This is a genomic window from Thalassospira sp. CA1 (genome assembly GCF_059052855.1).
The window spans coordinates 68,192-80,353 of sequence record NZ_JBZCIA010000006.1 but is presented as its reverse complement, the minus strand read 5'-3'; the positions used below and the strand labels follow the sequence as shown (position 1 = coordinate 80,353).

The window sequence follows — 12,162 nt, the reverse complement described above, 5'->3', positions numbered from 1 at the left end:
AATTTCGATCGGCCAGTTTGACAGCTTATCACTTTCCGAGTAAATGCAAACAATTCGCAATCGCCTTTGATTGCGATGCGGACAGGTTTTGGGAATGGTTGCGACCTTGCGCGATAGGGAACTGTTGACCTTGCTGATTGCCCATCGGGCAGAGCTGGTAAACTATGCGCGCGCAATTGTCGGGGACGCAGCCTTGGCCGAAGACGTGGTGCAGGATGCCTATTTCCGGCTTGAGCGCGCCCAGCAGGTCAAGCTTGATGACAAGCTTGATGAACCGGTTGGCTATATTTTCCGCATCGTACGCAACCTTGCCATTGATGGTCGGCGCCGGATCGGGCGCGAAAGCACACTGATCCAGCGCAATGCCAGCGATTCAACGGATATGATTGCTGCAGACGGCCCCGATCCCGAAGAAAAGGCCATCGCACGCGGTCAGGTTCGGTTACTGGAACAGGCCCTGTCCCAATTGCCTGAAAAATCCCGTATCGCACTTGAAATGCATCGCTTCGGTGGCTGCAAATATGCCGAAATTGCCCGGCGGCTTGATGTTTCGGTTGGAACCGCGCATGCGCTGGTCGCCGGAGCCATCGAGCACTGCAAACAAGTTCTGGCGAAAGGGGGATAAACGATAAAAAAGTCCGCAGAAATTTGAAAATCCGTCGGGCTCGGTTCGTTTATTAAACAGGAGAGAGATGCAAATGTGCCAGAACAGAAAGACAAGCCAAGAAAACTGCCAAAGCGCAGCATTCTGTTCTGATGCCGTTTGGAGAAATGCACGGCCATGAGCAATATGACAATCCCCGCCACGGCAAGTGAATGGATTACGCGCCTTGCAGATGAACCGGATAACGCGCAGTTGCGCCACGCCCATGACGCGTGGTTGATGGCATCTGCGGAAAACCGGGCGGATTGGGATGAGACGCTTCGGGTTTGGCAAATGCTTGATATGACTGTCCCGGTCCATGGGGCGGAATGGGCGCACCGGGTACGTGCAAACACACCGCAACAAGATCGTATTTCGCCCGTCGGAGGTCTTTCGCATTCACTGCGGACAAATCGGCCAGCCAGTTGCGTGCCGGTACAAGGCCATACGCGTCGCTCATGGCGCAGGGCCGGTATTGTGGGTGGTGTTTTTGCCGCCATGGTTGCCTGTGTGCTGTTGCTTGTATCTCCTGCCGTGACCGAGCGGTTGGCAGCTGACTATATTACCGCCACCGGGGAGACACTGGTTGTTGATCTGCCTGATGGCTCCATCATGCATCTTGGGCCGGAAAGTGCGATTGCACTCGATTTTGATGAGGGGCGTCGCATCAAGCTGCTTGATGGGGAGGCGTTCTTTGAAGTCAAACCTGATGAAAAACGTCCGTTTGTGGTGCGCGCCAAAGAAGCCCGGGTGACCGTTCTGGGAACGGCATTTAATGTGCAAAGCGACCGCGCCAGCGTAGATGTCGCGGTGGAGCATGGCCATGTTCGCGTTGATGGTTCCGGCGTAGCAACGCCGCGCGAATTGCATGCTGGTGATTCTGTGAATGTCATGGCAGATGGACAAACCGTGATGCGCAAAATGTCCGCAGCACTCATCGCGTCCTGGCGCAATGGGCAACTGATTGCCAAGGATCAGCCCTTTGCCGACATGGTTGAAACCGTTGATCGCTATCAAAGCGGTTGGGTGGTTGTGACCGATGATGATCTGGCCGCAACGTCTTTGACCGGTTTCTATGATCTGAGCGATCCGTTAGCAGCGCTTCAGGCGATGGCGGACGCACAAGGGGCGGAAATCAAGCAGGTATTCCCATGGTTGGTGCTGATTTCGCCAAAGTAATTTCGCGCCTTATCAAAGACTTGTGCAGAAAAATCCAAGAAAATTGAAATTAATTTGAAAATCGGCCCACGCCGCTTCGTTGCTTGGATGTAGGGTGAATTTAAGTATCATTTGCAATTTGCCCGGTTCAAACAGGCTTAGTGAAGCGGAGAATATGGAATGATGGGGGATCAGTTGTCGGTCGTTACGGGGAAATGGCGTCATCGCCTTGTGGTAACGACTGCTCTGTCGGTTCTGGCGCTGCCGGTGATCGGTTCGCAAGCGGGTGCAAGCGAAGAACTAACGGCAAACATGTTGACTACGGATGCAAGTCGGGAACTTGCACAAGCGTCTGAAACGCACAGCTTTGACATTGCGCCGCAAATGCTGGCCGATGCGCTTGCGCTGTTTGGTCAGCAGGCCGGCGTGCAGGTCTCAGCCGATGGCGAGCTGGTACGCGATGTTGAAACGTCCGGTGTGTCGGGTGAATACCAGACCGAGGACGCATTGCAGCGCCTTCTGGCAGGGACGGGTTTGACATTCCGGATCGCGACAAGCGGTGCGATCACCATCACCGGCTCCGCTCAGAGTTCAGCAAACGATGGTGATGTCCTTGCCCCGGTGATTGTTGAAGCCAACGCCATCTCGGATGACCATGCCGGTGCGGCAGATCGGGCAAGCTCGATCTATGTCACGAAGAAAGATCTCGAACGCCGCAATCCGCAGGATGTCAAACAGGTGTTTGGCGGTGAATCGGGTGTTTCTGTCGGTGGTTCCGTGCCGCTGAGCCAGAAGGTCTATGTTAATGGCGTTGAAGAAACCAATCTTGCGGTTTCAATCGATGGCGCCCGTCAGAACAACAAGGTGTTTCACCATAACGGGACAACTTTGATTGATCCGGCCTTGCTGAAGGCTGCGCGTGTTGATCCGGGTGTTGCCCCGGCTGATGCCGGACCAGCAGCACTTGGTGGTTCCATCGTCTATGAGACGGTAGATGTCGGCGACCTTCTGGCGCCGGATCGTACATTGGGTGGTTTTGCGGTTGCCAGCTTTGATACCAATGGTGGTCGGTTTACCAACGATCTTTCAAGTTATGGCCGCGCAGGCGATGTTGAGCTTCTTGGTTATTTCAAATGGGCCAAGGGCGATGATTTTGAATCCGGCGATGGCGATCAAATGCCAGGTACGGGTTCGGACCTGCGATCCGGCCTTGTGAAAGGCGCTTACGAAGCCAACGATTATCATCGCTTTGAAGTCTCTGCCGAACAGGTCCGCGACAATGCGCGCCGTCCATACCGCGCGAACATGAGTAACCTGACCAACCGGAACGACCCGGCGGAACGTGTTTATGATCTGGCACGGCGGAAGTTCGTGTTTAACTATGACACGCCGACAGCAGACGGCATTTGGGATCCGAGAGTTGTGATGGCCTATTCTGAGTCGGATCTGAGTGTTCCCAGTCCGGACAACAGCGAAGGGCTGTCAGCCAGTTATTCCGGCAAGGTCGAGAACGACTTCAACATCACCGATGTTGATAAAATCACCGCCGGTGTCGATTTCTATCATGACCGTTCAAAATACCATGATCCGAACTATTCGACCGACGAGGTCGCGACCAATGTCGGCGCCTATGGTCAGGCACGCCTGCAACCGCTTGATCCGCTGCGCCTTTCCTTTGGCCTGCGCGGTGACCGTCAGGCTTTTGAAGGTATCGACGGGACAGAGATCGACCTTGATGGTGTAAGCGGCAATGCTTCGGTAGCGTTCGACGCGACCGATTTCCTGACCCTGAAGGCAGGCTACTCCAATGTCTGGGGTGGGATCGCACTGGCCGAGAGCTTCTTGCACAACCCGTCGTGGGATTATAGCAAGGGCGTAAAAGCCGTGCGTGCCGAGAACTACACGACCGGGTTTGAAGCTCATTATGACGGCTTCACATTTAGCGGTGATCTTTTCCGCGGTGTCTTCGATAACGTTCGCAACCCGACCTATAACGGCGGTCCTTCGCTTTACAGTGATTTTGAAACACGCGGATATGGCTTTGGTGTCGGCTATAATTGGGGTGCCGGCTTTGCCCGCCTGAATTACACCGATACTGAAATCACGGTGAATGGTGGTTCTGCCAGTTCTTATGACACGCAATATCTTGGTGCGCCGCTTGGTCGGATCTTTGCGCTTGAAGTCGGTCATACATTTGAGGACCTGAACTTGCGCGTTGGCGGTACCGGTGAAGCTGCGCTGAAAAATACCGATACTCAGGATGCCGGCGGATTGGCACTTGAGGCGTACGAGGTGGTCGGCCTTTACGCGGAATATAAGCCATCCGGGGCGGATTTCCTGACATTGCGTGCTGAAGTCAACAATCTGTTTGATGAAAACTATGCAAGTCGTGCGACCTACGGTCAGGACTTCACAACGGTGGAGCCGCTCTATGAACCGGGTCGTTCGTTCCTGCTACAGGCAAAGGCAACTTTCTAAGTCCGCCATGTTTTGGTGACGTTTCACCCGGGGCAGCATCAGTTGCCCCGGATTTCGTGATTTTGAGGTGGGAAATGAAAACCTTACGGACATGTTTTCTGATTTTGCTTGGAATGCTTGTCGCGGTGCCAGTTGCAAAGGCCAGTAGCGTCACGGTGACCGACATTGCCGGGCGTTCGGTGGCGGTTGAATTGCCGGTCAAACGCATGGTGGTCAGCGAAGCCCGCTATATCCCGTTGCTAGCACTTTTGCGGCCAGATGATCCGGTTGGTGGCATTGTCGGGACCATGACACCGCTTAACTGGACGCATCCAGAACTTGAAGCACAGCTTTTTGAACAGCACCCGAACGCGCGTGATATTCCGCTTTTTGGCGGACAGAACAAGGACAGTGTGTCTGTCGAAAAGATCATTGATTTGGCACCGGAACTGGCGATTTTCGGGCTGAATGATCACGGGCCCGGGGCAAAAAATGCTGAATTGATTGATCAGCTAACAGCGGCAGGTACGAAGATCGTCTTTATCGATTTCCGATCCGACCCGCTTCATAACACCTTGCCATCGATAAGGTTGCTGGGGCGTCTGCTGGGTGCGGAAAAGCGCGCAGAGGAATATGCGGAATTTTATCAAACCCGCTTTGATCGCGTTGTCACCCGCGTCAGCCAGACTGAACAGCGTCCGAGCGTTTTCTTGCAAGCTCATCCTGGGCGCTTTGAATGCTGTTGGGGGATGGCGGATGGCATGCTGGGGCCATTTATTGAAATTGCCGGTGGCACAAACATTGCCGACGCGGTGGCACCGGGGCCGACTGCCCAGCATACAGCGGAGTTCCTGCTAACCGAAAATCCAGATGTCTGGATCGGAACGGCTTCCGGCACCTTTGACGAATTTACCGATGGTGCGGAACCGGTCGCACTTGGCGCAGGCATGACGCCCGAAACGGCATCGCAAAGCCTGACACGTTATTTGTCAGCCCCGGAATTTGCCGCGCTGGATGCGGTCCGCAACGGTCGGTCGCACAGCATCTGGCACAATTTCTATAACTCGCCGTTCAATATTGTCGCGCTTGAGGCCTTTGCCAAATGGATTCATCCGGAGATTTTCAACGACATTGATCCGATGGAAACCCTGGCCGAGATCTATGACCGCTGGCTTCCGTTTACGTTGAACGGGACCTTTGCCGCCACTGTTGGGACCGTCCAATGACAGAGATCGGCGCGACGCTCTATCAACGGTTTGGCAGCATTCACAAGCGGCGTCTTGTGACGGTGTCGGCTTTGGCGGTCGGGGTTGTGGTGATGCTAGGGCTTGATCTTTGGGCCGGGCCAGCCGGACTTGCGTTTTCTGATATCGTTTTGGGATTGATAGACCCGCAACAGCTTGAACTTCGTCATCGCATCATTTTGTGGGATGTGCGCCTGCCCGATGCCCTGATTGCATTGGCGGTGGGCGCGGCACTTGGACTTGCTGGGATCGAGACCCAGACCATTCTCGATAACCCATTGGCCAGTCCGTTTACGCTTGGCGTGTCATCGGCCGCGGTTCTGGGGGCCAGTCTGGCGATTGTCGTGGTGCCAGTTGTCCCATTCTTTGCCGAGGCGGCAGTTTTACCGATGATGGCGTTGCTGTTTGCATTGGGATCGGGGGTGCTGATCCTGATGATCGTGCGATGGAGCAACGGGGCGCGTGAAACCGTGGTGCTGTTTGGCATTGCGCTTGTCTTTTTGTGCAATGCCCTGACGGCTGGCCTGCAATATATCGCCAGTGCTGAGGCGGTTCAGCAGATTGTCTTCTGGACGATTGGCAACCTGACCCGCGCGGGCTGGCCGGAAGTTGCCATGGTCGGTGCGTGCTTTGTGTGTGTCCTGCCGTTTTCGCTACGTCATGTGTGGGTCATGACGCTTTTGCGTGGTGGGGAGGCTCATGCGCGCAGCATGGGGATCAATGTCGCACGTTTGCGTCTTTGGGTGATCTTGCGGGTCTCGCTTCTGGCGGCCTTTGCCGTGTGCTTTGTCGGTGCAATCGGCTTTATCGGATTGGTCGGGCCGCATATCGCGCGGTTGATGCTGGGCGAAGATCACCGGATGCTGGTGCCCGGATCGGCCTTATGCGGCGCGCTGATCCTGTCATGCGCGTCCTTCCTGTCAAAGGCACTGATACCCGGTGTGATTATTCCGGTTGGTATTTTAACCGCCGTTGTCGGTGTGCCGGTGTTTCTTGGATTGTTGTCGGGGCGGAGGCGCATGGCATGACCCGGTTTACAGCACGCGGCATATCCGCGTTTTACGGGCGCAAGCATGTGCTTGACCGGGTTGATCTCCCCGATTTGACGGATAATCAGGTTCTCGGGCTTCTTGGGCCCAATGCGTCGGGCAAGTCGACTTTGATGCGCTGCCTGTCTGGTGAAAAGACAACCGAAGGCCGGATCGCGATTGATGGTGAAACGCGCGCGGATATGGGGCATGACGGTTGGCATCACCGTTTGGCGTCGATGCCTCAGTCCCCACCCAATCCATCTGCGCTTTTGCCGACTGAACTGATGTGGAGTACGGCGCGTGCGCTTGATCTTGATATTTCCGATCAGGAACTGGGGCGTCAGATCGAAGACATATTCAAAAGACTGGGACTGGCAGAGGTTGCCCTATCCCCGCTTCACACCCTGTCGGGGGGCAAGCGCCAATTGGTTGGTTTGGCGCTGGCATTGATGCGCGATCCCGAAGTGTTGTTGCTTGATGAACCGACATCGGCCCTTGATCTGCATTGGCGCATGGTGGTGCTTGATCTGGTGCGTGAACGCTTGGCAGAGCGCGGCGGGGTCGTTATTGCAGCCCTGCATGACCTTGATCTGGCGGCGCGCTATTGCGACCTGATTGTGCTTTTGCATCGGGGCAAGATCATCGCATCCGGAACCCCGTCAGAGGTTTTGACGCCAGCCAACCTTGCACGTGTTTATCGCGTTGAAACCCGCGTCACCGCCGATGAGGACGGACGCCCGATCGTGCATGTCATCCGCCCGTTGCGTGATTTTGAAACCGCATAACGCAAGGTTTATCGTGGCGCCTAGCCGGTTCTAAGCACCTGTGCCTCATGCAGGCGGCGATAGGCACCGTCACGGGCCAGTAGCACATCATGGCTGCCTTGTTCCGCGATGCCATCTTGTGTGATGACAACAATGCGATCCGCATTGCGGATGGTGGCAAGGCGGTGCGCGATCACAAGGGTCGTGCGCCCCTTGGCCAGATCATCAAGCGATTGCTGAATGGCGCGTTCTGTTTCGGTATCCAGCGCCGATGTCGCTTCATCCAAAATCAGGATCGGCGGATTTTTCAGGAAAATGCGCGCGATGGCAACCCGTTGCTTTTGCCCGCCTGATAGCTTGACACCGCGTTCGCCAATGACAGTATCAAGGCCTGCTGGCAGGCTTGCGATCAAATCATCAAGACGCGCACTTTTGGCAGCATCAAGAATTTCATTCTCGCTGGCATCAAGGCGGCCGTAAGCAATGTTGTCGCGCAACGTCCCGGCAAACAGGAAGACATCCTGCTGCACGATGCCGATCTGACTGCGCAGGCATTTCATCGTCATGTCACGAATGTCGGTGCCATCAATGGTGATGCGCCCGTCATCCACGTCGTAAAAACGCGGCACCAGTGAACAGAGTGTGGTTTTGCCTGCGCCGGACGGACCAACAAAGGCAACGGTTTCGCCCGCCTCGACCGTGATGTTGATGTCATCAAGAATGGTGCGGTCCGGGCTATAGCCGAAAGTGACTTTTTCAAAGGCAAGATTGCCCGACAGGACAAGGTCATCACGCGCATCCGGGCGATCGACAATGTCGGGTTCCGTGTTCATCAATTCCTGATAGTTGCGAAACCCCGCGATACCCTTGGGATAGGTTTCAACAACAGCGGCGATCTTTTCAAGCGGCTGGTAAAAGACGTTTACCAGCAACAGGAAGCCGACAAAACCACCAATGCTCAGCCCGCCATTAACCACGAAATAAGTCCCGGCGATCAGGATGACGACCTGAACGATGCGCATGCCGAGATAGTTGATCGCAAGGCTGATCGCCATGATGGCATAGGCCTGCAACTTCACAGTTCGGTACTGCTCGTTATCGTGATGGAACAGGGCGCGTTCGTGATCTTCATTGGCAAAGGCACGCACCACACGCACACCGCCGACATTTTCCTCGATCCGGGCATTGAAGGCCCGCACGCGGCCGAACTGGTTTTGCCAGTTGCGTGTCATGTCCCCGCCGAAACGTACCACCAGCCACATCACCAGCGGTGCGATCGTCATCGCAATCAGCGCCAGCGGCGTGTGGACTGTGAACATCAGGATGAGCGCGCCGACAAAGGTCATGATCGCGACAAACAGATCCTCGGGGCCGTGATGGGCAACCTCGCCGATTTCCTCAAGATCCTTGGTCACGCGGGCAACAAGATGACCGGTTTTCTGATTGTCGTAAAAACGAAAGGAGAGCTTCTGAAGGTGGTCGAACGCGCGGCGGCGCATTTCGGTTTCGATCGTGATGCCCAGAACATGTCCCCAATAAGTGACAACCGCCATCAGGCCGGTATTGACTAGATAAACAATCAACAGACCAAGGGCTGCCAGCAGGATCAGAACCCAGTCCTGTTTGGGCAGCAGGGTGTCAACAAACCCCGCGACTGCTACCGGGAAGCCCAAAGACAGCAAACCCGACAAAACAGCGCACCCGAAATCAAGCAGGAACAAGCGTTTGTGCGGAAGATAATAGGAAAAGAACTCTTTGAGCATGGGGGGCATTCCAAGGGTAACCAATGTTAGTATTTATATAGGAATGCGTCGCAATATCATAGATATTGTGGCGATTATTTTATAGCTAATGATATGAAAATGGTCAGAAGATTTGCTTCTTAGCACACGGGTTGTCGGTCTTGTGTTGCTGATCTTTGTGTACGGCAAAGGGCTGCGTATGTCGCCGGATATCGGGCTGACCAGGCTGCAGAACTGGTCTGAATAATATTGCAATGTGCTGCGCGTGCTTTGGTCTGCCTTCAAAAGCATCCACTAATCGGCGTTTATCGTGTAAGTCGACGTATTGCAAAATCGCTTCAACCGCTGTTTGGTGATCGTCGAGAGCTTACCCTAAATCTTGGAAGACGAAACATCTGGCCCTGACCAACAGTCCCGGAAATTCAGCAGAGCTTTGACCGTGCGGCCAACGCTCACCAACCGTCTAATATTAATGGTCTCGACAAACGCTGTGTTAACGGCGTTTTACTCCAATCATCTGCACTGATTGGTCTGATGATCCGTGAATACAAAACAAAAGCGTTTGCAGACCAGTCAAATCAATGTGCGATTTTTTAGCTGACCGATATGCTTCAAATTAAGGGTCAGCTGCTTTAGAAGATTAAAGTTAAAGGATTTCCGTGCGAAACGTAAGCACGTCTGCAAAGAAGTCGAGGAATATGGCGCAAAACGTCTGGATCGGTAAGCAAGTCACAGATGATGCGCGGGTGCGGCTGTTTTGTTTTCCGTTTGCCGGTGGCGGGACATTGGCCTATCGGCCATGGTTGATGCAGTTTGCGTCCGATATTGATGTGGTGCCGATTGCGTTGCCCGGACGTGAGCAACGGTTTGGCGATCCAGCGATTGATGATATTGCGACCATGATTGAGGCGGTATCGGTGGGGTTAAAGCCCGTTATGGATCGTCCGTTTGCCTTTTTCGGATATTCGATGGGGGCGTTGATTGCCCATCATCTGACGTGCCATTTGCACCAGACGGGGATGGCAACGCCGATGCATCTGTTTGTCGCAGCCCGGCGCGGGCCGAAGATCGCCGGGCATCGGGCACCCTTGCATCTCTTGTCGTCGGATGAATTCTGGCTGGGGATTGCCAATTATGGCGGGACGCCTGCCGAAATTCTGGAAAATGCCGAATATCGCGCCCTGTTCGAGCCGAGCCTTCGGGCGGATTTCAAACTGTCGGAAACAGCAGTTTCGTCGGGCTTGCCAAGGGTGTCCTGCCCGATTACGGCCTTTGGCGGTGCGGATGACCCTAATCCTTTGCCCGTAGAACTGGACGATTGGGCAGAGGCGACCACGGGTAATTTCGCCAAGCACATTTTGCCCGGCGGGCATTTTTTCCTGCGTGATGCGGGGGACGATATCATTCGTGTTGTCACGCACGCGCTGATGGCATGACCTGATCCCGGTCAGGTGTGATGGGGGTGGTGCCCGTCGATGAATTCCCCGTCGCGGACATGGTAAATCTTGTCCGCCGCATCAAACCAGCGATCATCATGGGTGACACAGATGATGATCTTGCCCTGTTTGCGCAAGGATGGCAGGATTTGTTCATAGAACACGGCCCGGAAATGAGGATCCTGATCGGCAGCCCATTCATCGAGAACGACAACCGGCTTTTCTTCAAGCAAGGCGGCGATCAGGGCCAGACGCTTGCGTTGCCCCTGCGAGAGGGAGGTTGTTGAAAAGGCATTGCCATCCAGCGCAACCTTGTCGGCAATTTCCATCTGTTTCAGAAGCGTTTCAACCCGTTCCGGGTCGATATCATCAATGCCGTACAGTTCGCGGAAAAGATGATAGTCCGACAGGACCGTTGCGAAATGGTCGCGGTAAAGCTGCAAGGCATCGGTTGGAACCGGGCAGTCATTGACCACAACAGAACCGCTTGTCGCCGGGCGAAGGCCCGTCAGAACGGCGATGATCGTTGATTTTCCGGCCCCGTTGCCGCCGGTGATAAAGGTGATTTTGCCTTTTTCAAAGGTTGCGTTGATCGGGCCAATGGCAAAGCCCGGACTGTCGGTTGTGCCGTGATAGGCGAAGTGTATGTCGCGCAGGCTGATTTTTGTGATATTGCCAAGCGCATCCCGCAACTTTTCAAACGTTTCCGGCGGCGTTATACCATCATTGGTCTGACGCGCATGTTGTTGATCAAGCGCATCTTCAAGCTGATGGCTGATATTGCTGATTTTACGAAGGGCAACATCGGAATCGGAAAAGCTCGGCACAGACGCAACGACTGCGCCAATCGGGCCGATCATGAATAGGGCAGCAGTTGTGGTTTGTACCGCAACATCATGATAGTCCGACGTGAAGAGCGGCACGATAAAGACCATGGCGGCCATCATGCCATAGAAGGCCAGCTGTATCAGGGCAAATTCGCGCGACCATTGGGCCTTGACCACGGATTTGGTGTCGCGCGCCCGGATAGAGCGATCATCAAGATCGGTCAGCAACGCCTGGCGACGTCGGCTGTTCATTTTGACTTCCTTGAAGCCGTGCAACAGATCGGCCAGACTGCCAAATAGCTGGTTTTCATCATCAATCGCATCACGGGTGGCGGCGTTGATTTTACGGATGCGTTGCAGATGGATGGTCGAAACTACGATGGCCAGAACCGAGATCATCACAAAGGCAAAAGTCGAAAGCCATGCAAGATAGGCGCCGACACAGATGATCAGAACCACCTGCTGTATGCCATTGAGCATCAGGGGCAGGGCCGCCGATACGGTTTGCATTTCCTGTGTCAGGGCGGTCTGGATTGGACCCTGTCCGACCTTGGCCAGTGTATCGGGGGCGGCTTTTCGCACACTGTCAAACAGCTTTAGCCGGAGTTGATGAAGGATGTGTTCGACCTCGGCGGCGATCATGTCGCTGGATTTCTTCTGGGCCCAGATATAGCCAATCAGCGACAGCCCCATCATGCCAAGATAGCGCATGCTGGCCACGCCATCTTCGGCCTGTTCGGCGGCCAGATTGACGATGATCAGGACCATGGTGGTGGCAATGGATGCCAGCGACAGCAGGGCGACGGCATGTCGCAAATCAATGCGGGTTCGGGATCGCAGAAGATCAACAAGCAGCATGA

9 protein-coding genes are annotated in these 12,162 nt (G+C 54.7%); 7 read left to right on the top strand and 2 right to left on the bottom strand.

Annotated elements, in window-relative coordinates:
• The first annotated feature begins 94 nt into the window (after positions 1-94).
• The 6 genes from AC5Q5A_RS11875 (at position 95) to AC5Q5A_RS11850 (ending at position 7,318) form a co-directional block, all read left to right on the top strand.
• Positions 95-625 carry a sigma-70 family RNA polymerase sigma factor gene (locus AC5Q5A_RS11875; RefSeq protein ID WP_493895409.1) on the top strand — a complete coding sequence of 177 codons (531 nt, stop codon included), beginning with the start codon at positions 95-97 and terminating at the stop codon, positions 623-625.
• 156 nt (positions 626-781) lie between these two features.
• Entirely contained in the window at positions 782-1,822 is a 1,041-nt protein-coding gene (locus tag AC5Q5A_RS11870) for a FecR family protein (RefSeq protein WP_493895408.1), read from the top strand.
• Positions 1,823-1,981: 159 nt separating this feature from the next.
• On the top strand, positions 1,982-4,279 hold the full coding sequence (locus AC5Q5A_RS11865) for a TonB-dependent receptor (RefSeq protein WP_493895407.1): 2,298 nt from the start codon (positions 1,982-1,984) through the stop codon (positions 4,277-4,279).
• A 125-nt stretch (positions 4,280-4,404) separates the two neighbouring features.
• Positions 4,405-5,484: an ABC transporter substrate-binding protein gene (locus AC5Q5A_RS11860; protein WP_493895406.1), complete on the top strand. Its 1,080-nt coding sequence runs from the start codon at positions 4,405-4,407 to the stop codon at positions 5,482-5,484.
• Positions 5,481-6,530 (top strand): FecCD family ABC transporter permease, encoded by a 1,050-nt coding sequence (locus AC5Q5A_RS11855; RefSeq protein ID WP_417836940.1) that lies wholly within the window; start codon positions 5,481-5,483, stop codon positions 6,528-6,530. Before AC5Q5A_RS11860 ends, AC5Q5A_RS11855 begins: the two co-directional genes overlap by 4 nt.
• Positions 6,527-7,318, top strand: a complete 792-nt coding sequence (locus AC5Q5A_RS11850; RefSeq protein ID WP_417836939.1) for an ABC transporter ATP-binding protein — start codon at positions 6,527-6,529, stop codon at positions 7,316-7,318. Before AC5Q5A_RS11855 ends, AC5Q5A_RS11850 begins: the two co-directional genes overlap by 4 nt.
• 20 nt (positions 7,319-7,338) lie before the next feature.
• Here the strand turns inward: AC5Q5A_RS11850 and AC5Q5A_RS11845 are convergent, their stop codons facing one another.
• Entirely contained in the window at positions 7,339-9,060 is a 1,722-nt protein-coding gene (locus tag AC5Q5A_RS11845) for an ABC transporter ATP-binding protein (protein WP_493895405.1), read from the bottom strand.
• A gap of 677 nt (positions 9,061-9,737) precedes the next feature.
• Between AC5Q5A_RS11845 and AC5Q5A_RS11840 the strand changes: the two genes are divergently transcribed.
• Positions 9,738-10,475, top strand: a complete 738-nt coding sequence (locus tag AC5Q5A_RS11840; RefSeq protein WP_493895404.1) for a thioesterase II family protein — start codon at positions 9,738-9,740, stop codon at positions 10,473-10,475.
• Positions 10,476-10,486: 11 nt separating this feature from the next.
• Here the strand turns inward: AC5Q5A_RS11840 and AC5Q5A_RS11835 are convergent, their stop codons facing one another.
• Positions 10,487-12,160, bottom strand: a complete 1,674-nt coding sequence (locus AC5Q5A_RS11835) for a cyclic peptide export ABC transporter (RefSeq protein WP_493895403.1) — start codon at positions 12,158-12,160, stop codon at positions 10,487-10,489.
• Positions 12,161-12,162 lie beyond the last annotated feature (2 nt).

Bases quoted from the DNA above. Each gene is read 5' to 3' on its own strand.
- AC5Q5A_RS11875 (WP_493895409.1), top strand. From the start codon at position 95: ATGGTTGCGACCTTGCGCGATAGGGAACTGTTGACCTTGCTGATTGCC.
- AC5Q5A_RS11870 (WP_493895408.1), top strand. From the start codon at position 782: ATGAGCAATATGACAATCCCCGCCACGGCAAGTGAATGGATTACGCGC.
- AC5Q5A_RS11865 (WP_493895407.1), top strand. From the start codon at position 1,982: ATGATGGGGGATCAGTTGTCGGTCGTTACGGGGAAATGGCGTCATCGC.
- AC5Q5A_RS11855 (WP_417836940.1), top strand. From the start codon at position 5,481: ATGACAGAGATCGGCGCGACGCTCTATCAACGGTTTGGCAGCATTCAC.
- AC5Q5A_RS11850 (WP_417836939.1), top strand. From the start codon at position 6,527: ATGACCCGGTTTACAGCACGCGGCATATCCGCGTTTTACGGGCGCAAG.
- AC5Q5A_RS11845 (WP_493895405.1), bottom strand. From the start codon at position 9,060: ATGCTCAAAGAGTTCTTTTCCTATTATCTTCCGCACAAACGCTTGTTC.
- AC5Q5A_RS11840 (WP_493895404.1), top strand. From the start codon at position 9,738: ATGGCGCAAAACGTCTGGATCGGTAAGCAAGTCACAGATGATGCGCGG.
- AC5Q5A_RS11835 (WP_493895403.1), bottom strand. From the start codon at position 12,160: ATGCTGCTTGTTGATCTTCTGCGATCCCGAACCCGCATTGATTTGCGA.